Raw genomic sequence first — 21,368 nt, forward strand, 5'->3', positions numbered from 1 at the left:
ACGGATCGTCAGCCGACGTACCCCGTGGAGTGCAGCAGCGCGGTGGCGCCGGTGCGCCGGGCCGCCAGGGCCCGGGTGAGCCGGCGCGCCGCGCAGGGGTGCAGCAGTGCGGCCGCCCGGGCGGGGGTGAAGTACCCGTACTCGGCGATCTCCTCGGCCTGCACCCGGATGGTCGCGTCGGCCGCGACCGTTCCGCCGTCGAACATGAACTGCACGGCGGGGTGGGCGTGTTCGCCCTGGCCCGGGATCGGATCACGCCACTCGACGACGAGCAGCCGCAGCTCGCCGGCCACCAGCCCGGTCTCCTCGCGCAGTTCGCGGGCGGCGCATTCGGCGGGGCCCTCGCCCGGGTCCATCCCGCCGCCGGGGAACTGCCACTGGGCGCGGTAACTGGCCTTCAGCAGCAGGACGTCGCCGCCTTCGCCGGTGAGCAGCACGCTGCAGCCGACGTAGGCGCGCAGCAGCCCGGCCAGCCAGTCCTGTTCCGAGAGCCAGGTGTCCGTCATCGCGCCTCCTCCGCCGGTGCCCCGTCGCGGTGGCCACTCTGCCGCAACCCCCGTGCCGGATCCGGCGGTTCGTACCTAATCCACCCGATCGGGTACTCGACGCACGAGAGCTCCTACCCGAAGACCGCCCGCCGGTAGGCGTTGCGCAGGTCGGTGAGCGGCTGGATGCCGCGGTCGTAGTGGACCTTGTTGGTGAGCAGCAGCGCCCAGCGGCCGAGCCGCCGGGAGATCCAGATGCCGGTGCCGGTGAAGCCGTAGTGGACGAAGGTGCCCTCGGCGGGGTCGGTGCCGGGGGCGTGCAGCCAGGACAGGCCGCGGGCGGGGGCGAGACCGCCGGTCTGTTCGCGCAGCGACTCGGCGATCCAGGCCTCGCCCCAGGGCAGTTGGGGCGGCGGGGCGAGCAGCGCGGCGAGGAAGCGGGCGAGGTCGCGGGCGGTGGAGAAGGCCCCGGCGTTGCCGCAGACGCCGCCGAGCAGCCGGGCCGAGGGGTCGTGGACGACGCCGCACAGGTGGCTCCCGGCCTGCGGGTCGTACTCGGTGGGCGCGGTGCGGGCGGTGTCGGCGGGGCCGAGCGGCCCGTACCGGGTGTCGGCCATGGCGAGCGGCCGCCAGATCCAGCGGCTGGCGAGCTCGTCCAGCGGCGCGCCGCCAAGGTCCTCGACGAGGTAGCCGAGCAGGACGGCGGCGCGGTCGGTGTACTCGACGGCCGTGCCGGGCGCGCGGTGCAGCGGGGCGGCGACCACCCCGGCCCGGATCGCCGCGAGGTCGCGCCCGTAGAGCTGCTCGAATCCGGTGCGCGGGAGCATTCCGGCGGTGTGCGCGAGGAGTTGACGGACCGTCACCACGCCGACGGGGTGCCCGGAGGCGGGCGGCCACCAGCGGCCGAGCGGTTCGTCGAGCGGGAGCCGCCCGGCCTGCCGGAGCACTCCGGCGCAGGGCCAGAGGGCGACGATCTTGGTGAGGCTGGCGAGGTCGTACCGGGTGTCCGGCCCGGGGGCGAGCCGAGCGTACGGGCCCTGCCCGAGCACGCCGTGCGCGCCGCCGCCGAGCGCCCCTCCGGCATCGCCGACGGCCCAGACGGCGCCGGCCCCGACGGTGCGCACGCCGCCCCGGACCAGCCGGTCCAGCTCCCCGCCGGGCGCGGCCAGGGCGGGGAGCCGGTCGGCTCCTGGCGGTTGCTGGCTCATCGTCCCCCCTCAGAGGTGTCGTGAGCCTACCCGCCGGGCGGGCCGGTCAGGCCGCCGCGGGCAGTTCCTTGCCGAGGCAGATGCTCTGCGGGTGATCGCGGTAGATGCCGAACTTCCGGATCGCCGCGTACCCCTCGGACCCGTACAGCGCCACGGCCTCGGGCTGCTCGGTGCCGGTCTCCAGGATGACGCGGGTGCGTCCGGCCTCGGTGGCGGTCTGCTCCAGGCGGCGCAGCACCGCCCGAGCCAGGCCACGGCCGCGGGCGGCGGGGACCACGAACATCCGCTTCAGCTCGACATCGCCGTCGCGCAGCCCGTCCGGCCCGGCCTGCTTGGCCCGCCAACCCCCGCAGGCGACCGGCCGGCCGTCGAGGTAGGCGATCAGGAACAGGCCGGCCGGCGAGTCGAAGTCGTCGAGGTGCAGCACGGTCTCGTCGGGGTCGCCGTAGCGGCGGACGTACTCCTGTTGTACCTCCGCCGACAGGGCCTGGGCGTCGGGGTGGGCGTAGCCGGTGACGCGGAACTCGACGGTTCCGGCCTCCATGGTGGTGCTCTTCATGAGGGAAGAGCCTACGACCTGGATCAGCGGGTCTCGAAACGGGCGACCAGCTCGTTCTTGCCGAACATCCGTGCGGTGTCGACGGCGTTCGGGGTGCCGGCGGTGGGGTCGGCGCCGCCGTCCAGCAGGACGGTCAGCACGTCCTCGGCGCCCTTGAAGACGGCGCCGGCGAGCGGGGTCTGGCCGCGGTCGTTGGCGCGGTTCGGGTCGGCGCCGCGCGCCAGCAGGGCTTCGACGGTGGCGGCGTGGCCGTGGTAGGCGGCGAGCATGAGCAGGGTGTCGCCGCGGTCGTTGGTGAGGTTGGCGGGCGCACCGGCATCCACGTAGGCGGCCAGGGTGTCGGTCTCGCCGGCACGGGCGGCGTCGAAGAGCTTTCCGGCCAGGGCGACCACCTCGGCGTCGGGGGCGCCGGGGGCGTCGGCGGGCTGCTGGCTGGCGGCGTCGGTCATGGCGGGCGGCCTTTCCGGTCTGTGGGTCCTGCGGGCTTTGCGGGTTCTGCGGGTGGCGGAGCCGCGGTGGCGGAGTGCGGCTGGAGGAGCTGCGCGTACCGCACCGTAGCGGCCGGGTGCCGGGCCGGGCCAGCGCGCATCCGGATGGCGGATGGCGGCCCTCGAACGGCGGCCATCCGGGCGAACTTCCCCGACCCCCCGGAAACCTCCCGCCCACCCGGCGGGAATGCCTCGCCGCACTGGAACTGCGCGGGACACGGCCCCACCCCGGCCGGTCCGCCCGCCTTCGCCCGAACTCCAGGGCGACGTTGAACGGGAAACCACCCATTTGCACCGTTCCATCATCTATTACTTTTTGTCACGATTAGCGCACTTTCCGTAACACCGTCCCCGTCCCCCCTCCCCGAGGAGCAGAACGTGATCCTCTCGATTTCCGGCATCGTCCTGTTCGGCACCATCGCCTTTCTGTTCTTCCGCAGGGACGGGCTAAAGGTCTCCCACGCCGTCGTCTGCGCCCTCTTCGGCTTCTACGTCGCCGGTTCCTCGATCGCCCCGAGCATCACCGCCGGCGGCGCCAGCCTGGCGAGCCTGCTCGGCGGCCTCAAGTTCTAGCGGTCCACGTTCCAGGCGCTGCCACTCCCCCGCACGGGCCCGGGCGCGGATCCCACCGCCCCGGGTCCCGTCGTACCGGCTCCGCCCCCGCCACCCGACCCGTCCCACTCGCCCGGGGAGTCAAGGAATGCCGCTCCAACGCCACCTCAGCAAGGGCCGCGAGATCGCCCGAACCGCCGGGGACCACGCCTCCGACATGTTCGCCCCGCTCTCCGTGATCGGCCGCGGACTGCGCCACCACGCGGGCTGGGCCAAGGACCGCTGGAACGCCACCCCGAAGGAGCGCCGCGGCCCGACGCTGTTCCTCGCCGCCGCGATGCTGGTCGGCGTCTACCTGCTGCCGCACGGCCTGCTGTTCGCCCTGATCGCCCTGATGGCCAGCTCCGCCTGGACCGGCCGGGCCCCCAAGCCGGCACCCGCCCCACCCGCCCCGGACGTCGCCGACATCAAGCTCGGAGCGCTCTACGCGGCGCTCACGCCGTACCTGTGCGGCCCCGAGGACGCCAACCCGCTGTACCACTACGAGGGCCACTACAAGCGCGCCTTCGGCTCCTGGGAGTTCGACGACGAGGGCCGGCTCTCCCGGCTGGAACTCGGCTACCCGGCGTACTTCACCGACACCGAGCCGACCGCGCGGGCCCGGATCGAGCAGGTCGTCCAGGGCAAGGCCGGCCGGGCCCGGGAGTACCGCTTCGACTGGGACGAGGAGTCCAACCGGCTGCGGATCGCCGCGCTCACCCCGCTGCCCGCCGACATCGTCGCCCAGCGCTTCGTGGCCGCCCCCGGCGAGATCGTGCTCGGCTTCACCGACGAGGACGGCACCGCCCGGACCATCCCGGTCTTCCAGGGCGGCGCGATCGCCCAGCAGCCGCCGGTCGTCTGGCGCACCGGCCCGCGCTCGGCCGAGCCGCACCTGCTGGCGCTCGGCGTCACCGGCTACGGCACCTCCAGCCTGATCCGCTCGATCGCGCTCCAGGCGCTCCCGTACGGGGACCTGGTGGTGGTAGACGGCGCGGGCACCGGGGAGCACGCCTGCCTGGTCAACCGGCCCGGCGTGCACACCGTGGAGACCAGCCTGCACGGCGCGCTGGCCGCGCTGGAGTGGGCCTCCCAGGAGACCGAGCGCCGGCTCGCCGCGCTGAACGCCGCCCGGCACGCCGGCACCGCGCCGCCCGAGGACGCCACCCGCCCGCTCTGGCTGCTCCTGGACCACCCGACCGAGCTGAGCGAGCTCGCCCACGCCGAGGGCCGCCCGGACCCGCAGGACCTGCTGGAGCTGCCGCTGCGGCACGGCCGCGCCGCCCGCGTCACCGTGGTGATCGCCGACGACGTCGAGGCCAGGGGCCGGATCACCGCGACCGTGCGCTCCACCACCCGGGCCCGGGTGCTGCTCGGCCCCGCCGGCCCCGAGGAGGGCCACGCCGTGCTCGGCGCGCCGCTGGACATCGTGCCCGCCGCGCACGCCCCCGCCGGCCGCGGCTACGCCCGGATCGGCAACAGCACCCCCGTCCGGCTCCAGGTGCCCGCCACCGTCGACCCGCTGGACGAGGAGGCCCCGGCCCAGCTGCGGGACGCGGTGATCGCCCTGCTGCCGCACCGCGACACCCGCACCGAGGCCGCCGCCGACCTGCCGCCCCGGCCGGAGCGCCCGCCGGTGGTCCTGCCGACCGATCCGGCCCCCCGGGCCCACCCGGTCGACCTCGCCAAGGGCGAGCCGATGATCCGTTCCCGCCCGATCTCCTGACCGCGGCGGACGGGGGCGGCGGCGCTCGTCGAATCCCGTCCCGGTAGGCTCGTCCAGGAAAGGCCGACCGATCACCAGATGTGAAATAGGTGACACCTAGGGTGATATCCGCGGCCAGATGTGACAAATCGGGCGCCGATGGGTACAAACAGGGGCGGCACGACAGACGACGCATGTCCCGGGACGGGAATCTTCGTCGGAAGCCGAGCGTTGACCGAACGACGAAGAACAGCGACCACTAGTCCTGTGGGCTATAAGCCCGGGAGGCACGATTCATGAGCGAGCGAGCTCTCCGCGGCACGCGACTCGGGGCCACTAGCTACGAGACCGACCGCGGTATCGATCTGGCTCCCCGCCAGACCGTCGAGTATGCATGTCAGAACGGACACCGATTCGAGGTTCCTTTCTCGGTCGAGGCGGAGATCCCCCAGGCCTGGGAATGCCGCTTCTGTGGCCAGGAGGCGGTACTTCTCGACGGCGACGAGCCGGAAGAGAAGAAGGTCAAGCCGACGCGTACCCATTGGGACATGCTGATGGAGCGCCGGACCCGTGAGGAACTGGAGGAGGTACTGGCCGAGCGACTGGCCGTGCTCCGCTCCGGCGGAATGAACCTCGCGGTGCACCCGCGGGACACCCGCAAGAGCGCCTGACCTCGCTCCCGCCACGGCGGGAGGACGCGAAAAGGGACCCTGGTCACCAGGGTCCCTTTCGCGTTCCCGCCTCGCGTTCCCCGGGACGGGAACGCGGGACGGGAGGGGCGGTCAGCCCGAGATCGGCGGGCGGTACGTGGTGTCCGGGCCCTGCGGACCGCGCGGGCCGTCGCCGGGCTCCACCACCTCGCCCTGGATCACCTTGCCGTCCGGGCGGTGGATGCGCAGCTGCTCCTGCAGCCGCATCGCGTCCGCGAACGGGTCCGCCCCGGCGGCGACGGTGCTGCGCAGCGCCTTGTCGGCCACCCGGCGGCCACCGGCCCGCCAGAGCGCCCGGGTGGGCGGGAACAGCAGGGTGAGCGCCACCAGGTCCGACAGGAAGCCCGGGACGATCAGCAGCAGGCCCGCCAGCACCGTCAGGCTGGTGCCGGTCTGGGGCTGCTCGGACTTCGGGTCCTTGCTCTGCTCGATCGCCGCGGACAGCGCCTTCAGCCCGGCCCGCTTGATCAGCGAACCGCCGATCAGCGCGCCCGCGATGAGCAGCAGCACGACGACGAATCCACCCAGCCACGAGCCCACTTGGACCAGCAGCCAGATCTCCAGCACCAGCCAGGCGGTGATCAGCAGCGGCAGCACCCGGCGGAGCTTGCCGCGCGGGGCCGGACGGGCGGGGGTAGCTTGCTGGGTCACGGTACGAATCCACTCCAAGCAGTGCTCTGCGCGCCGCACGGGAGGTCCGGGCCGGCTACGGCACCACCTGGTCCAACGATTCCCCGGCGGCCGGTGTTCCGGCGCCGGCCTTCCGTCGGCGGCCGACCAGCACGCCCGCGCCGCAGGCCAGCAGGCCTGCGAGGGCCAGCGTCCACTCCGGCGCGGCGCCGACCCGGTCGGCGACCGTGGTGCCGTCGCGCAGCGGGACGACCGCCGACAGCTCGGCCGCGGTCAGCTCCTCGGTGCGCTGCTGGACCGTGCCGTCCGGGGCGATCACCGCGCTGATGCCGCTGGTGGCGGCGATCAGCACGGCCCGGCCGTGCTCGACCGCGCGCAGCCGGCTCATCGCGAGCTGCTGCTCGGGCTGGCCCGTCTTGGCATAGGTCGCGTTGTTGGTCTGGACCACCAGGACGCGGGCGCCGCTGTCCACGGTGTCGCGGACGATCTCGTCGTAGGCGACCTCGAAGCAGATCACGTCGCCGATCCGGGCCGGGCCGAGCTGCATGACGCCGTTGTGGTCGCCGGGGTAGAAGTCCCGGGCGACCCGCTGGAGGCGGGTGATCACCTTCATCAGCTGGGCGCGGAACGGCACGTACTCGCCGAACGGGACGGGGTGCTGCTTGGTGTAGGAGGCGCCGGGGCCGGTCTTCGGGTCCCAGACGATGCCCTCGTTCTGGACGTGCTGCGCGTCCGGGCCGTCCACCAGGGTGCCGACCAGGGTGGGCACGCCGACCGTCTTCACGGCCTGGTCGATGCGCTGGTAGGCGAGCGGGTCGCTGAACGGGTCCAGGTCGGAGGAGTTCTCCGGCCAGATCACGATGTCGGGGCGCTCGACCTTGCCGGCGGCGATGTCCGCGGCCAGCCGCTCGGTCGCCACCGCGTGGTTGTTGAGGACCATCATCGGGCGGCCCAGGAAGTCCATGCCCGGGTTGGGCACGTTGCCCTGGACTATGGCGACCTTGACGGTGTCGGCCGGCGCGGTCGGCACCGGCACCAGGTACCCGGCCAGCAGCGCGGCCACCGCACCCAGCCCCGCCAGCGCGGCGGCCCGGGGCGTCCTGCGCGGCCCGCGCAGGCGCAGCGCGGCGCCGGCGAGCAGGGCGCCCGAGAGGGCGACCGCGAAGGTCACCAGCGGTGCGCCGCCGAGCGCGGCCAGCGGCGTGAACGGGGTCGCGGTGTTGGCGAAGGCCAGCCGCCCCCACGGGAAGCCGCCGAACGGCAGCCGGTCGCGCGCCCACTCCTGGGTGATCCACAGGCAGGCCGCCCAGAGCGGCCAGGCCGGCAGCCGGGAGGTGAGGGCCAGGCCGCCGCCGAGGACGGCCAGGAACAGCGCCTCCACGACCGACAGGCCGACCGTCGCGTCCCAGCCGACCACCCGCAGCCAGCTGAGCAGCATCAGGAAGAACGGCAGGCCGAAGGCGAAGCCCGTCCAGGCCGCCTGGCGGACGGTGCGGCCCCGGGTGAGCAGGGACAGCGCGGCGACGCCGAGCAGCGACAGCGGCCACAGGTCGAAGGGCGGGAAGGCGAGTGCGAGCAGCAGGCCCGCCAGGGCCGCGAGGCCGGTGCGGGGAAGGCCCGCCCGGACCTTGGCGACGGCACGGGCGGCCCGGCCGGGCCTGGGCGCCGACTCCGCCGGTTCGGGTGCGGCCCCGGGCCGCTCCTGGGTGACGGGCATGGCCACCGGCGCACCATCTTCCTGGATCTTGCTGTTCGGACGCTGTCCGAAGAAGGTACCCCGGACGGTCAGGGAAGCGTGAGGTCAGGGTGGTAGCAGGGTCAGCGGCTCACGGCCCGGCGGGCCTTGCCACACACGCCCCCGTCGGAGGCGTCGTGCTGCTCGCCCAGGGGTTCCGGGCGGAAGTCCGGGGCGAGCAGCTCGCGGGGGTCGGTGAAGCCGGCGGGGCGGTCGTCCTGGGGTCGACCCACGGACGCCGGGCCGCCGCTTCAGCTGGGTTGATGCGGGCCTGCTCGGCGCTACTCGGCGGCCCGGTGGACGGTGCGGCCGCGGACGACGGTGCGCAGGCAGGCCGGCAGCGGGTGGCCGGGGGTGAGGTCGGGCAGGCCCGGAGTGCCGGAGCGCGGGTCGGTGGACCAGCCCGCCACCCGGGAGTCGGGGGCCTGGACGACCAGTTCGTCGGCGGCCCAGATCGCGTAGCTGGCGACGGCGCCGGGCACGAGCACGCCGTCCTGGTCGCGGCCGATCGCGCGCCAGCCGCCGCGGGTGTGTGCGGTGAAGGCCGCGCGGACGGAGATCCGGTGGTCCAGGGTCTGGTGGAAGGCGGCCGCGCGGACGGTGCCCCAGGGGTCGAGCGGGGTGACCGGGGCGTCCGAGCCGAAGGCCAGCGGCACGCCGGCCCGCAGCAGGGCGGCGAAGGGGTTGAGCCTGGCGGCCCGCTCGGCGCCGAGGCGCTGGACGTACATGCCGTCCGGGCCGCCCCAGGCGGCGTCGAAGGCGGGCTGGACGGAGGCGGTGAGGCCGAGCTCGGCGAAGGCGGCGACGGACTTGTCGTCCAGCGCCTCGGCGTGCTCGACGCGGTGGCGCAGCGCCCTGACCCGCCCGGCGCCGACCCGCTCCCCGGCCGCCCGGACGCCGTCCAGGACGGCGGCCACGGCCGCGTCGCCGATGGCGTGGAAGCCGGCCTGGAGCCCGGCCTCGGTGCAGGCGGCGACGTGGTCGGCGACCTGCTCGGCGGTCAGGTAGGCGGTGCCGGTGTGCTCGGCGTCGGCGTAGGGGGTGTGCAGGCAGGCGGTGTGCGAGCCCAGCGCGCCGTCCGCGAAGAGGTCGCCGCCGGCGCCCACCGCGCCGAGCCGGCGGGCCGTCTCGACGCCGCCCAACTCGCCCCAGTAGCCGAAGACTTCGGGGCCTTCGCCCTCGGCGGCGAGGGCCAGCAGGGCGGCCAGGTCGGCCTCGGAGGAGATCTCCGGGCCGGCGCACTCGTGCAGCGCGCCGATGCCGAGTTCGGCGGCGCGGGCGAGGGTGGCGCGCTGGGCTCGGCCGCGCTGCTCGGGGGTGAGGTGGGCGAGCGCGGTCTGCCGGACGGCGTGGTGGGCGTCCTTGGTGAGCGGGCCGTCGGCGGTGTGGCCGGGGCGCTCGGCCAGGCCGGGGGCGAGGCTGCGCAGCGCGGTGGTGGCGAGCGCGGAGTGCACGTCGGTGCGGGAGAGGTAGAGCGCGGCGCCGCGGGCGGCGGCGTCGAGTTCGGCGAGCGTGGGCGGGCGGCCCTCGGGCCAGCCGGTCTCGTCCCAGCCGTGGCCGATGAGCACCCCGCCGGGCTCGGGGCGGGCGTCGACGAAGGCGGTGACGGCGGCGAGGGCGGCGGCCAGCGAGGGGCTGCCGGTGAGGTCGAGGCCGGTGAGCGCCAGGCCGGTGGCGGTGGCGTGCACGTGGGCGTCGACGAAGGCGGGGGTGACCAGGGCGCCGTCCAGCTCGACGATCTCGTCGGCTGCGGCGGCGTACGCCTCGGCGGCGCCGTCGCTGCCGACCCAGGCGATGTGCTCGCCCTCGACGAGCATCGCGGTGGCGAAGGGGTCGGCGGGGCTGTAGACGGCGCCGCCGCGCAGCAGGACGGTCCGGGAAGTGCGTTCGGTCATGCCGCTAAGTCTGCACCTGCGGGGTTCGTCCTCAGAGCTTCGGGGGTCGCGCTTCGTAGGGGGTGGAGAGGACGACGGTGGTGCGGGTGGAGACGCCGGCGGCGCTGCGGATGCGGGCGAGCAGGTCCTCCAGGTCGCCGGGGGCGCCGACGCGCACCTTGAGGATGTAGTTCTCGTCGCCGGCGACGCTGTGGCAGGCCTCGATCTCGGGCAGGCCGGCCAGCCGTTCGGGGGTGTCGTCCGGGGCGCTGGGGTCGAAGGGCTTGACCGAGATGAACGCGGTCAGCGCCAGGTCGACGGCGTCGGGGTCGATGATCGCGGTGTAGCCGCGGATCACCCCGCGCTGTTCGAGGCGGCGCACCCGCTGGTGCACCGCCGAGGTGGACAGGCCGGTGGCCTTGCCCAGGTCCGTGTAGCTCATCCGGCCGTCCTCTAGGAGCAGCTGGACGATGCGTTGGTCGAGATCCTCCACAGTGCGCAAACCTACCCGGTCGGGGGCACGGGGGGCGCACGCGGTGTCACATCGGGTGCCCGCAGGTGTCACGCGGGCAAATGCCAGGCGAATGTGGCAGTGGATGTGGCCAAGGACACACCCGGTGCATCACGGTGCACCGGACCGCAGGGTTATGAGCCCGAATCGGAGGGAAGTGCTGGTTGTGGCCCCGGGCGACCACGCCGGGCCCGATCCGAGGGGGATCCTCATGCCGACTGACCAGCGTGCCCTGGGCGCCGACGACACCGACGATACGACCGGCCGCGACGACCTCGCGGTCGATCACGGCCACGTCCCGGGCATCGACCCGGGCGAGGCCGAGACCTGGGACATCTTCCGGGTGCACTGCCCCGAGTGCCGCCGCCCGATCGCCCTGGTGGCCGACGAGGAGCGGCTGCCGCAGCACGCGCTGCTGCCGACCGCCTGGAACCCCTTCGCCCCCGCGCTGTGCCCGGGTTCGGGCACGCCGACCGACGACCTCGCCGAGGTGGAGACCCCGGAGGACGACCAGCCGGCCGGGCTCGACGCGCTGTTCAGGCTCCCCACCGAACTCGACTGGCGCACCCAGCCGTTCTCGCACGCGGTGGCGCACCGGCCGACGCGGACCGCCGTCGTCGCCCCGGCCGTCCTCCCCGAGCAGCGCCGCCGCCTGGTCCGGCGCTGATCCACTGGCCCGCGCAGGCGGGTTGACGCAGAGACGAAGACGCCTCCGGCCGTCACTCCGCACCCTGGAGTGACGGCCGGAGGCCGTTTGTGGGGGGCTCAGCCCTTGGTGTGGGGGGCTCAGCCCTTGGTGAGGTGGCGGCCGATCACCAGGCGCTGGATCTGGTTGGTGCCCTCGACGATCTGCAGCACCTTCGCCTCGCGCATGTAGCGCTCGGCCGGGAAGTCCTGCGTGTAGCCGTAGCCGCCGAGGACCTGGACCGCGTCGGTGGTCACCCGCATCACGGCGTCGGTGCAGAACAGCTTGGCCATCGCCGCCTCCTTGGAGAACGGCAGGCCCGCGTCCCGCAGCCGGGCGGCGGACAGGTAGAGCGCCCGCCCGGCCTCGATCTGGGTGGCCATGTCGGCGAGCATGAAGGACAGGCCCTGGAACTCGGCGATCGGGCGGCCGAACTGGCGGCGGGTGCGCGCGTAGTCGACCGCGAGGTCGAGCGCGGCCTGGGCGACGCCGACCGCGCAGGCGGCGATGCCGAGGCGGCCGGAGTCCAGTGCGGCGAGCGCGATCTGGAAGCCCTGGCCCTCCTCGCCGATCAGCCGGTCACGGGCGACCCGGGCGCCGTCGAAGTGCAGCTGCGCGGTCGGCGAGGAGCGCATGCCCATCTTGTGCTCCGGCGGGGCGGCCGACAGGCCCTGCACGTCGCCCGGGACGAGCAGGCAGCTGATGCCCTTGGAGCCCTCGTCGCCGGTGCGCACCAGGGCGCTGTAGAAGTCCGCCCGGCCGCCGTGGGTGATCCACGCCTTGGTGCCGTTGACCACGTACGCGTCGCCGTCGAGGTCGGCGCGGGTGCGCAGCGCGGCCGCGTCCGAGCCGGACTGCGGTTCGGAGAGGCAGTAGGCGCCGAGCTGCTCGCCGGAGAGCATTCCGGGCAGCCACCGGCCGCGCTGCTCCTCGGTGCCGAAGCCGGCCAGCGCGTGGCAGGAGAGGGTGTGCACGCTCACCCCGAGGCCGACGGCCAGCCAGCCGGCCGCCAGCTCCTCCAGCACCTGCAGGTACACCTCGTAGGGCTGCCCGCCGCCGCCGTACTTCTCGTCGTAGGGGAGGGAGAGCAGGCCGGCCTCGCCGAGGGTGCGGAAGACCTCCCGCGGGAAGCGGTCGGCGGCCTCGTCCTCGGCCGCGCGGGGCTGCAGCTCGCGCTGGACCAGGTCCCGGGTGAGGCTCAGCAGCTCGTGGGCCTCCTCGCTGGGCAGCTGGCGCTCCACGGCTTTCACTGGGGACGGGGTCATGGCGGCGGTCGCCTCCTCGATCGGGCACCGGAGCGTGGTGTGGCTGGTCCGGCGCGGGTGTGGCAGGTCGGCCCGACCGGCACCGGATTACGGTGAACGGCCGTTCACAGGCATGGCGATGCGAGTATGCCGGAAACCCGCGCCGCCGTCACGATCACTCAGGAGTAACTGGACGGACTGGCGGGCTACGGCACCGTAGGGTTGCCGTTGTGGCTGCTTCCCGACCCCTTTCCCCCGCCCTTTCGCCCGTTCCCGGCTGCGCGGTGGCCTCGCTCGCGGCGGAGCTGCGCGCGCTGCCGCCCTCCTGCGGGCCGGTGCGGCTGGTCGCGGTGGACGGGCACGCGGGCTCGGGCAAGACGACCTTCGCCGGGCGGCTGGCGGCGGCGCTCGGCGGGGCGCCGGTGGTCCACCTCGACGACCTGGCCACCCACGCCGAGCCCTTCGGCTGGACCGGGCGGCTGCGCGAACAGGTGCTGGAGCCACTGGCGGCCGGCCGGGACGGCGCGTACCGGGTGTACGACTGGACGCTGCGCCGTTTCGCGGGCACGGCCGCGGTGCCGGTCGCCCCGGTGGTACTGGTGGAGGGCGTCGGCGCCGGGCGGCGGGCGGTGCGGCCGTGGCTGGCCCGGGTGATCTGGCTGGAGTTGGACGCCGCCTCGGCCCGGCGGCGCGGCGAGCAGCGGGACGGGCCGGATCTGGCCGAGTTCTGGGCCGGCTGGGCGCGGGCCGAATCGGCGCATTTCGCCGCGGATCCGAGCCGTCCGTTCGCCGGGACGCGGGTCGACGGGGTGACCGGACGAATCACGCCGGGCACCGTGGGTGAACCTTCAACAAGCCCTTGACCTGCACTGTCACCAGGATTTAGGTTCTCCTCAGCCGCCGGAACGGGATGTTTCGGCCGCCTCGGACCCGGCGTCCCCGACTTGTTCCCCCGTGAGCCGGGGGCGCCGTCCGGTCCTTTCCGAATCGCGCTCCCCCGCCGCCGGTCCAGGCCCCCACCCGCTCAACGACCGCTCGCACGATCGCATTTGACTCCGTGGGCGCCCTTCCGGATCAGCGCCACGCCGGTACGATTCCTCGCAGGCGCAGATGCGCCCGGGGGCTATCGACCACCGGCCCGGCTGCACGCAGGCGACCTGCCACCGAGCCCCGGGCCAAGCCGCGGGGGGCGTGAGTGACGACGGTGGACAGTTCGGACAGCAACGCGGGCGGCCCGGACCGGCTCGCCGAACGCGCGTGGCTGCGTGCCATGGACGCGTACACGGCGGGCGCGTACGCCCGTGCCGAGGAGGAGTTCCGCGCGGCCGTCCGGCTGGATCCGGGCATGGCCGACGCCTGGCTCGGCCTGCACGCGCTGCGCAGCGACACCTCGGCGGCGCTGCTGGCCATGTACCGCAACCAGAAGCGGTTCGGCGAGCAACGGCGGCGCCACCGCCGCCCGCTCAGTTCCTGGTACTGGCTGGGCTGGTGGGTGCAGCCCGTCCTGGAGGACGCCCGCGACCTGGCGCTGGCGCACGCCTCGCACTGGCTGGACGGCCGCCACCTGGCCGAGCTGGACCGGGCGCTGGAGCAGTGCCCGGCGCCCAGCGAGGACCCGTCCGCCCAGTTCCTGTACGCCTGCCGGTCCTATCTGCTCAAGGACTGGGAGCAGCTGATCCGGGACACCGACCGGCTGCTGGACGACCCGCTGCTCGGCATCGAGGCCGGGCTGTTCGCCGGCATGGCGCGGGTCCGGCTGGACATGTGCGCCCAGGCACAGGCACCGCTGGCCGCCTCGCTGGCCCGCTGCCGCTCCGAGCAGCCCCAGCGCAAGGAACTGCGGTACTGGCTGGCCCGGGCGTACGAGGGGGCCGGGCGCAGTGCGGCCGCGCTGCCGCTCTACCGGGCGGTGCACCGGGCCGATCCGGTGTTCATGGACACCGCCGCGCGGCTGGCCGCGATCGCGGCGGAGGACGGGTTGGCGGACGACCTTCCGGACGCCTTGCTGGACGGCGGCCTGCCGGCGGGCGGGCGGGCGGCCGGGTACGAGGACACCGGGCCGGACGAGATGGACGGGACGGACGAGGCGGACTTCCAGGACGGGGCCGGGTACGCCACGGCGGGGGGCTTCGGCGACGCGGCCCCCGGGTTCACCGAGGGCGCCGGGTACACCGGCGGGGTCGGATTCGTCGAGGGGGTCGGGTTCCTCACGGGGCCCGGCCCGGGCGACGGCTCCACGGCCGGCCCGGCGCCGCAGGCGGCCGGCGAGCGGTCGGGTTCGCCGGGCGGCTCCGCCGCCCCGCTGCCGGCGCCGGTCCGCGCCGAGGCCCAGCCCCGCACCGCTCCGCTTCCCGCCGCCCAACCGGTCGACGACGAGCGCGAGTTGGACGCGGCGCTGGCGGAACTCTCGCTGATGGTGGGCCTGGAGCCGGTCAAGCGCCAGGTGCGGGCGCTGTCGGCGCAGCTGCGGATGTCCAGACTCCGGGCCGCGCAGGGCCTGCCGGTCCAGCCCCCCAAGCGCCACTTCGTCTTCTCCGGCCCCTCCGGCACCGGCAAGACCACCGTGGCCCGGATCCTCGGCCGGGTCTTCCACGCCCTCGGACTGCTCTCCGGCGACCACCTCGTGGAGGCCCAACGGGCCGACCTGGTCGGCGAGTTCCTCGGCCAGACCGCGGTCAAGGCGAACGAGCTGATCGACTCGGCACTGGACGGCGTGCTGTTCATCGACGAGGCGTACAGCCTCTCCAACTCCGGCTACACCAAGGGCGACGCCTACGGCGACGAGGCCCTCCAGGTGCTGCTGAAACGCGCGGAGGACAACCGCGACCGCCTGGTGGTGATCCTGGCCGGCTACCCCGAGGGCATGAACCGGCTGCTCGCCACCAACCCCGGCCTCAACTCCCGCTTCACCACCCGGGTCGACTTCCCCAGCTACCGCCCGAACGAGCTGACCGCGATCGGCGCCGCGCTGGCCGGCCGGGACGGCGACGGCTGGGACGAGGACGCGGCCGAGGAACTGGCCAGCATCTGCACCCACGTGGTCCGCGAGGGCTGGATCGACGAACTCGGGAACGGCCGGTTCATCCGCACCCTGTACGAGAAGTCCTGCGCCTACCGGGACCTGCGGCTCTCACTGCTGCGCGAGCCGCCGGGCCGGGAGGACCTGGCGACGCTGCGCCTGCCCGACCTCGTCCAGGCCTACGGGGAGCTGATCGACGGCCGCGGCTGAGACCAGCTCCCCGGGATCACGCCGGGATCGCGCCGGGCTCAGCCCCGGAGCAGCTCGGCCTCGCGCTCGGGGTCGAGGCCGACCTGCGGCCGGTCGGCGCGCTGCGGGGCGACGCCGCCGACCGACCGCAGCCAGGCCCAGGTGTCCTCGACCGTCTCGCCCACCGGCCGGCAGCGCAGCCCGGCGGCGACCGCCCGGTCCACGGACGCGCCGTGCAGGAAGTCGTTCAGCTCGCCGGTCGGCAGCCAGATCGGCAGCTCCGTCCAGGGCTCGACGCCGGCCGCCAGAATGCGCTCGGGGTCGGTCCAGCGCAGGTCCGCGTCCGAGCCGGTGACCCGCACGCAGGCCTCCAGCAGCTCGCCCATCGTGGTGTGGCCCGCCGGGCTGACCACGTTGCACGCGCCGCCGAGCCGGGCCGCCGCCGCGTCCAGCAGCCAGCCCGCGAGGTCGCGGACGTCGATGTACTGCAGCGGCAGGTCGTACGGGCCGGGGGCGAGCACCGGGCCACCCCGGGCGATCCGGTTCAGCCACCAGGGCAGCCGGCCGATGTTCTCGTGCGGGCCGAGGATCAGCCCGGCCCGGGCGAGCAGGGCGCGCCCGCCGAACTCCGCCTCCAGGGCCAGTTCGGCCCCGCGCTTGGCCTCGGCGTAGGGCACCTCGCCCTCGGCGTCCGGGGACGACCCGACCACCTTCGCCGACTCGTCCGCCCCGCGCGCCAGCGGGTAGTCGTACACCGACCGGCTGGAGACGTACCCGTAGTGGCCGACCCGGCCGGCCAGCAGCCGGGCGCTGTCGCGCACCGCCGTCGGGGCTCCGGACCAGGTGTCCACCACCGCGTCCCACTCCCCCGTGGCCAGCGCCGCCAGCCCGCCCTCGGCGGTGCGGTCGCCCAGCAGTGCGGTCACGCCCGCGGGCGCGGGCTGCGTACCGCGGTTGAGGGCCGTCACCTCCCATCCCCTGGCCAGCGCCTCCTCGGCGACGACCCGTCCGACGAAATTCGTTCCACCCAGCAGGAGAAGCCTCATGCCGACCACCCTGCGCCCAGGGTGGTCGGCATGGGAACGGCTGAACGCTGAGAGCAGAATCGCCCGCAGCGGACACGCCGTCAGCGAAAGGGGGAACCTCAGGCGGCGGAGCGGTGGTCCGGGTCGTGCATCTCGCCGACCAGCTCCTCCAGCACGTCCTCCAGCATGACCACACCGAGCGTGCGGCCGTCCTGGTCCAGCACGGCGGCCAGGTGGCAGGTCGCCCGGCGCATCGCGCCGAGCGCGTCGTCCAGCGGGAGGCTGCCGCGCAGCACCGTGATCGGACGCCACAGCCGGGCCGGGACGGGCGCGGACGGGTCCTCCACGTCGAGGATGTCCTTGAGGTGCAGGTAGCCCAGGTAGCCGTGGCCGGCCGGGTCGCCGTCGGTGACCGGGAAGCGCGAGAAGCCGGTGCGCAGGGCGAGCTCCTCGACCTCCGCGGCGGTCACCTTGGTGTCCACGGTGACGAGCTGCTCGGGCTTGAGCAGCACCTCGGTGACCGGGCGGTGGCCCAGCTCCAGGGCGTCCTCCAGACGCTCCTGGCGGCCCTCGTCGAGCAGGCCGGCGTCCCGGGAGTCGACCAGCAGGTACATCAGCTGCTCGGTGGTGAACACCGACTCGACCTCGTCCTTGGACTCGACCCGGAACAGCCGCAGCACACCGTTGGCGATGGCGTTCAGCAGGCTGATCACCGGGGCCAGCCAGCGGGCCAGCCGGTCCAGCGGCGGGCCGAGCCAGAGCGCGGCCTTCTCCGGGCCCGCCATGGCCATGTTCTTGGGCACCATCTCGCCGATCACCATGTGCAGGAAGACCACGACGGCCAGCGAGATGCCGTACGAGAGCGGGTGCATCAGACCGGACGGGACGCCGATCGCGTGGAACGGGCCCTCCAGCAGACTGGCGATGGTCGGCTCGGCCAGGGCGCCGAGGCCCAGCGAGCAGACGGTGATGCCGAGCTGGGCGGCGGCCAGCATCGCGGACACGTTGGACAGCGCGTGCAGCACGGTGCGGGCACGCTTGTGGCCGGCCTCGGCGAGCGGTTCGATCTGGCTGCGGCGCACCGAGACGACGGCGAACTCGGCGCCGACGAAGAAGGCGTTCCCGAGCAGGAGCAGGACGGCGACGGCCAGTTGGAGCGCGGTCATCGGGCATTCTCCTGGTCGTCTCCGAAGGAGGCCGGCGCGCTGGTGCGCTCGACCCGGACCTGGCTGGTGCGGTGCCGGTCGACACCCGTCACGGTGAAGCGCCAGCCCGGCAGCTCCGCCTGCTCGCCGACCTCGGGCAGCTTGCCGAGCAGGTCGGCGACCAGGCCGGCCAGCGTCTCGTACGGGCCGTCCGGGGCGATCAGGCCGATCGCCTCCAGCTGGTCGATCCGGGCGCGGCCCTCGGCCTCCCAGGCCGGCAGGCCGTTCACCGGGGGCAGCGGGAGCAGCTCGGGGCGGTCGGCGGGGTCGTGCTCGTCCTGCACCTCGCCGACGATCTCCTCGACGATGTCCTCGACGGTGACGACGCCGGCGGTGCCGCCGTACTCGTCGACCACGATGGCCATCGGCTGGAGGCGGCGCAGCTGGTCGAGCAGCCGCTCGGCGGGCAGGGTCTCGGGCACCAGCAGCGGCGGCGAGGTGAGCTCGCCCACCCGGACCAGGCCGCGCCGGGCGGCCGGGACGGCGAGGGCGTCCTTGAGGGTCACGATGCCGGTGACCTCGTCCAGGCTGTGGGTGTAGACCGGGAAGCGGGACAGGCCGGTGGCCCGGGTCAGGTTGATCACGTCGGAGGCGGTGGCGTCGCTCTGGAGGGAGGCGACGTCGATCCGCGGGGTCATCACGGACTCGGCGGTCAGCTCGCCCAGGCCCAGGGTGCGGACGAACAGGGTCGCCGACTCCTCGTCTATCGCGCCGGCCTTGGCCGAGTGGCGGGCCAGCGAGACCAGTTCGGCCGGGGTCCGGGCGTGGTCCAGCTCCTCCTGCGGCTCGACGCCGAAGGCGCGGACCGTCCGGTCGGCCGCCCCGTTGAGGAAGCTGATCAGCGGGCGGCAGGCGAAGGAGAAGGCCATGTGCGGGGCGGCGACCGCGCGGGCCACCTGGAGCGGGCGGGAGATCGCCCAGTTCTTCGGGACCAGCTCGCCGATCACCATCTGCACCACGGTGGCGAGCACCATGCCGACGACCACGGCGACGCCGCGGGCGGCCGACTCGGGCACGCCGATCCCGGTCATGACGGGGCTGAGCAGGGTGGACAGCGCCGGCTCGGCGAGCATGCCGACCACCAGCGAGGTGACGGTGATGCCGAGCTGGGCACCGGAGAGTTCGAACGAGAGGTGCCGCAGGGCCCGTGAGACGCGGGCGGACTTGGCGTCGCCGGCCCCGGCGGAGCGTTCGACCGCCCCGCGCTCGACGGTCACGAAGGCGAACTCGGCGGCCACGAACAGGCCGTTGGCGAGGATCAGCAGGAGGGCTGCGAGCAACAGCAGCCAGGCGGTGATCACAGTGCCGCCTGCCTTCCGCTGACAGGAAGGTGGGCGGCGCAGGTACTACCGGACGGATCGTCCATCGAGGGGGGAAGTCACTCCTCAAGTCGTCTTTCGGGCAGGACGGAAGTTTTGCCCTGCTTTTACCAGCGTAGACCATAGCCGGACGATGGTAGGAAGAGTGTTCGGACCCGCCGGGCCGAGGATTCGCAGGCCCGGCGGGGACCGGAGGGGTGTCGGGAGGGGTGTCGGCGGGGTGTCGGCGGGCGGGCGGTGCCGGTGTGAACGGGCGGGCGCCGACCGGCGGCGGCGGTGCGGGGCTCAGGCCCTGGCGTGGTGCTCGACCAGGTCGCGCAGGGCACGGGCCTGCGCGATCGCCTGGTCCTTGCCGACGCCGGACTGGATGCCGACCGCGGCGAGCGAGGTGCCGTCGGCCAGGTCGAGGGTGGCCCACGGGTCGCCCTGGCGGAAGTTGACCCGGACGATCTCGGCCCAGGTGAGCCGGCGGCTGCGGACGAAGTTGACCACCGTCACGCCCTGCGCGTCGGCGCTCACCCGGGGGCGGGCCAGCATCAGGCCCACGCACGCGAACAGCACGCCGCTGCCCGCCATCATGATCCGGTCGTTGAGCTGCCAGTTCTCCGGGAGCACCACGGCCATCACGGCGAACAGCACCACCAGCAGCGCGCAGACCGGCAGCAGCACGGCGCGGGTGCGGCGCGGCGCCCAGGTGACGGGGAACTCGACGGGCGGCGTGGACACGTGGGGTCTCCGGTGGGGTGGTTCGGGGGAACGGTCGTTCCCGGGAACGACGGTTCCGGGCAACGGACGGATCCGGACGAAGGGCTGTTCCGGACGACGGTTCCAGACGAAGGGCGGGGACGCCGGTCAGCGTCCCCGCCCCATTCAACCGTTCCTTACCCGCACCACTGCGGGCGAGGTCGCCGCCGCGCCGGTCAGAGGCGGCAGGCGTGGATGTTGGTGACCAGGATGGCCCGGGCGCCGATGGCCCACAGGTCGTCCATGATCTGCTGGGCCTCCTTGCGGAGCACCATCGAGCGCACCGCCACCCAGCCCTCGGTGTGCAGCGGGGAGACGGTCGGCGACTCCAGGCCGGGGGTGAGCGCCACGGCGGCGCCGACCTTCTCGGCGCGGATGTCGTAGTCCATCAGCACGTAGCGGCGGGCCACCAGCACGCCCTGGAGGCGGCGCAGGAACTGGTCCACCCGGGTGTCCTCGCCCGCGCCCTTGGGGCGGATCACCACGGCGTCCGAGATCAGGATCGGCTCGCCGAACACCTCCAGGCCGGCGTTGCGCAGGCTGGTGCCGGTCTCCACCACGTCGGCGATCACGTCGGCGACGCCCAGCTGCACCGCGGTCTCCACCGCGCCGTCCAGCTTGGTGACGGTCGCCTTCACGCCGTGGTCGGCGAGGTGCTGCTCGACCAGGCCGGTGTAGGAGGTCGCGATCCGCAGGCCCTCCAGGCCCTTGACGTCCTCGACGGCGACGCCTTCGGGGCGGGCGAAGCGGAAGGTCGACGCGGCGAAGCCGAGCGCGAGCACCTCCTCGGCGTTGGAGTGCGAGTCCAGCAGCAGGTCACGGCCGGTGATGCCGACGTCCAGGCGGCCGGAGCCGACGTAGACGGCGATGTCGCGCGGGCGCAGGAAGAAGAACTCGACCTCGTTGTTCGGGTCGACGAGGACGAGCTCCTTGGGGTCCTTCCGCTGGCGGTAGCCGGCCTCATGGAGCATCTCCGCCGCGGGACCCGAGAGCGAACCCTTGTTGGGGACGGCGATGCGCAGCATGGGAGGTTGGTTCCTTACCTGTGGGGAGGGGCGTGCGGTTCGGGTTTAGAGGTACTTGTAGACGTCGTCGAGCGTCAGCCCGCGGGCGATCATCATCACCTGAACGTGGTACAGGAGCTGTGAGATCTCCTCGGCGGTCTGCTCGTCCGTCTGGAACTCGGCGGCCATCCAGACTTCGGCGGCCTCCTCGACGACCTTCTTGCCGATCGCATGGACGCCCTGCTGGGCGAGCTGCGCGGTACGGGAGGACGAGGGGTCGCCGGTGGCGGCCTTCTGCTGGAGCTCGGCGAAGAGCTCCTCGAATGTCTTCGAAGCCATGATGGGACTCACCTTACGGCGTGCGGGCTGACCGGCGGTAAACGGTCCCGGACCGTGGACAGTCCGTTGGACGTCCACGGTCCGGGTCGGGGCGGTGCG

At 74.0% G+C, this 21,368-nt stretch carries 22 protein-coding genes; 6 read left to right on the forward strand and 16 right to left on the reverse strand.

Annotated elements, in window-relative coordinates:
- Positions 1–8: 8 nt before the first annotated feature.
- The 4 genes from AB0R04_RS09845 to AB0R04_RS09860 form a co-directional block, all read right to left on the reverse strand.
- Positions 9–506: an NUDIX hydrolase gene (locus AB0R04_RS09845; protein WP_363369678.1), complete on the reverse strand. Its 498-nt coding sequence runs from the start codon at positions 504–506 to the stop codon at positions 9–11.
- 113 nt (positions 507–619) lie between these two features.
- On the reverse strand, positions 620–1,693 hold the full coding sequence (locus AB0R04_RS09850; RefSeq protein ID WP_363369679.1) for a serine hydrolase domain-containing protein: 1,074 nt from the start codon (positions 1,691–1,693) through the stop codon (positions 620–622).
- A gap of 46 nt (positions 1,694–1,739) precedes the next feature.
- Positions 1,740–2,252: a GNAT family N-acetyltransferase gene (locus AB0R04_RS09855; RefSeq protein ID WP_363369681.1), complete on the reverse strand. Its 513-nt coding sequence runs from the start codon at positions 2,250–2,252 to the stop codon at positions 1,740–1,742.
- 23 nt (positions 2,253–2,275) lie between these two features.
- Positions 2,276–2,701, reverse strand: coding sequence for an ankyrin repeat domain-containing protein (locus AB0R04_RS09860; RefSeq protein ID WP_363369683.1), 426 nt, complete (start codon positions 2,699–2,701; stop codon positions 2,276–2,278).
- Positions 2,702–3,118: 417 nt separating this feature from the next.
- On the opposite strand from AB0R04_RS09860, the gene AB0R04_RS09865 reads away from it, so the two are divergent.
- The 3 genes from AB0R04_RS09865 to AB0R04_RS09875 all read left to right on the forward strand — a co-directional run bounded on the left by AB0R04_RS09865 (position 3,119) and on the right by AB0R04_RS09875 (position 5,707).
- Positions 3,119–3,313 carry a hypothetical protein gene (locus tag AB0R04_RS09865; protein ID WP_063346460.1) on the forward strand — a complete coding sequence of 65 codons (195 nt, stop codon included), beginning with the start codon at positions 3,119–3,121 and terminating at the stop codon, positions 3,311–3,313.
- A gap of 127 nt (positions 3,314–3,440) precedes the next feature.
- A complete protein-coding gene (locus AB0R04_RS09870; RefSeq protein WP_363369685.1) occupies positions 3,441–5,057 on the forward strand; it encodes a hypothetical protein in 1,617 nt (538 codons plus the stop codon).
- A gap of 275 nt (positions 5,058–5,332) precedes the next feature.
- Positions 5,333–5,707, forward strand: coding sequence for an RNA polymerase-binding protein RbpA (locus AB0R04_RS09875; RefSeq protein ID WP_030306127.1), 375 nt, complete (start codon positions 5,333–5,335; stop codon positions 5,705–5,707).
- Between the two features lie 111 nt (positions 5,708–5,818).
- Here the strand turns inward: AB0R04_RS09875 and fxsA are convergent, their stop codons facing one another.
- The 5 genes from fxsA to AB0R04_RS09900 all read right to left on the reverse strand — a co-directional run bounded on the left by fxsA (position 5,819) and on the right by AB0R04_RS09900 (position 10,478).
- Complete coding sequence (fxsA, locus tag AB0R04_RS09880) at positions 5,819–6,397, reverse strand: FxsA family membrane protein (RefSeq protein ID WP_063346461.1); 579 nt, start codon at positions 6,395–6,397, stop codon at positions 5,819–5,821.
- Positions 6,398–6,452: 55 nt separating this feature from the next.
- Positions 6,453–8,093: an apolipoprotein N-acyltransferase gene (gene lnt, locus AB0R04_RS09885; RefSeq protein ID WP_363369687.1), complete on the reverse strand. Its 1,641-nt coding sequence runs from the start codon at positions 8,091–8,093 to the stop codon at positions 6,453–6,455.
- Positions 8,094–8,194: 101 nt separating this feature from the next.
- Positions 8,195–8,344, reverse strand: a complete 150-nt coding sequence (locus tag AB0R04_RS09890) for a hypothetical protein (protein ID WP_159398347.1) — start codon at positions 8,342–8,344, stop codon at positions 8,195–8,197.
- Positions 8,345–8,392: 48 nt separating this feature from the next.
- Positions 8,393–10,006, reverse strand: coding sequence for an amidohydrolase (locus AB0R04_RS09895; RefSeq protein WP_363369689.1), 1,614 nt, complete (start codon positions 10,004–10,006; stop codon positions 8,393–8,395).
- Between the two features lie 31 nt (positions 10,007–10,037).
- Positions 10,038–10,478, reverse strand: coding sequence for an Lrp/AsnC family transcriptional regulator (locus tag AB0R04_RS09900; protein ID WP_045694655.1), 441 nt, complete (start codon positions 10,476–10,478; stop codon positions 10,038–10,040).
- Positions 10,479–10,707: 229 nt separating this feature from the next.
- On the opposite strand from AB0R04_RS09900, the gene AB0R04_RS09905 reads away from it, so the two are divergent.
- Positions 10,708–11,163 carry a hypothetical protein gene (locus AB0R04_RS09905; RefSeq protein WP_363369691.1) on the forward strand — a complete coding sequence of 152 codons (456 nt, stop codon included), beginning with the start codon at positions 10,708–10,710 and terminating at the stop codon, positions 11,161–11,163.
- 119 nt (positions 11,164–11,282) lie between these two features.
- Here the strand turns inward: AB0R04_RS09905 and AB0R04_RS09910 are convergent, their stop codons facing one another.
- On the reverse strand, positions 11,283–12,446 hold the full coding sequence (locus AB0R04_RS09910; protein ID WP_363369693.1) for an acyl-CoA dehydrogenase family protein: 1,164 nt from the start codon (positions 12,444–12,446) through the stop codon (positions 11,283–11,285).
- Between the two features lie 263 nt (positions 12,447–12,709).
- On the opposite strand from AB0R04_RS09910, the gene AB0R04_RS09915 reads away from it, so the two are divergent.
- Together AB0R04_RS09915 and AB0R04_RS09920 are read left to right on the forward strand one after the other, a co-directional pair.
- Positions 12,710–13,288, forward strand: a complete 579-nt coding sequence (locus AB0R04_RS09915; RefSeq protein ID WP_363369767.1) for a hypothetical protein — start codon at positions 12,710–12,712, stop codon at positions 13,286–13,288.
- Positions 13,289–13,695: 407 nt separating this feature from the next.
- Positions 13,696–15,654 carry an AAA family ATPase gene (locus AB0R04_RS09920; RefSeq protein WP_363369769.1) on the forward strand — a complete coding sequence of 653 codons (1,959 nt, stop codon included), beginning with the start codon at positions 13,696–13,698 and terminating at the stop codon, positions 15,652–15,654.
- Between the two features lie 38 nt (positions 15,655–15,692).
- On the opposite strand, the gene AB0R04_RS09925 is transcribed toward AB0R04_RS09920, so the two are convergent.
- The 6 genes from AB0R04_RS09925 to AB0R04_RS09950 form a co-directional block, all read right to left on the reverse strand.
- Complete coding sequence (locus AB0R04_RS09925) at positions 15,693–16,679, reverse strand: NAD-dependent epimerase/dehydratase family protein (RefSeq protein WP_363369695.1); 987 nt, start codon at positions 16,677–16,679, stop codon at positions 15,693–15,695.
- 98 nt (positions 16,680–16,777) lie between these two features.
- A complete protein-coding gene (locus AB0R04_RS09930) occupies positions 16,778–17,824 on the reverse strand; it encodes a hemolysin family protein (protein ID WP_063346468.1) in 1,047 nt (348 codons plus the stop codon).
- Positions 17,821–19,164: a hemolysin family protein gene (locus AB0R04_RS09935; protein WP_363369697.1), complete on the reverse strand. Its 1,344-nt coding sequence runs from the start codon at positions 19,162–19,164 to the stop codon at positions 17,821–17,823. Before AB0R04_RS09935 ends, AB0R04_RS09930 begins: the two co-directional genes overlap by 4 nt.
- A gap of 303 nt (positions 19,165–19,467) precedes the next feature.
- Positions 19,468–19,908: a PH domain-containing protein gene (locus AB0R04_RS09940; protein ID WP_063346470.1), complete on the reverse strand. Its 441-nt coding sequence runs from the start codon at positions 19,906–19,908 to the stop codon at positions 19,468–19,470.
- A 194-nt stretch (positions 19,909–20,102) separates the two neighbouring features.
- Positions 20,103–20,951, reverse strand: coding sequence for an ATP phosphoribosyltransferase (hisG, locus tag AB0R04_RS09945; protein ID WP_363369700.1), 849 nt, complete (start codon positions 20,949–20,951; stop codon positions 20,103–20,105).
- A 45-nt stretch (positions 20,952–20,996) separates the two neighbouring features.
- The gene (locus AB0R04_RS09950; RefSeq protein WP_063346472.1) at positions 20,997–21,269 is read right to left on the reverse strand and encodes a phosphoribosyl-ATP diphosphatase; all 273 of its coding nucleotides are present in this window, start codon (positions 21,267–21,269) and stop codon (positions 20,997–20,999) included.
- Positions 21,270–21,368 lie beyond the last annotated feature (99 nt).

The organism is Kitasatospora sp. NPDC056731 (genome assembly GCF_040687675.1).
In the GTDB taxonomy this organism is placed as follows: Bacteria; Actinomycetota; Actinomycetes; order Streptomycetales; family Streptomycetaceae; genus Kitasatospora.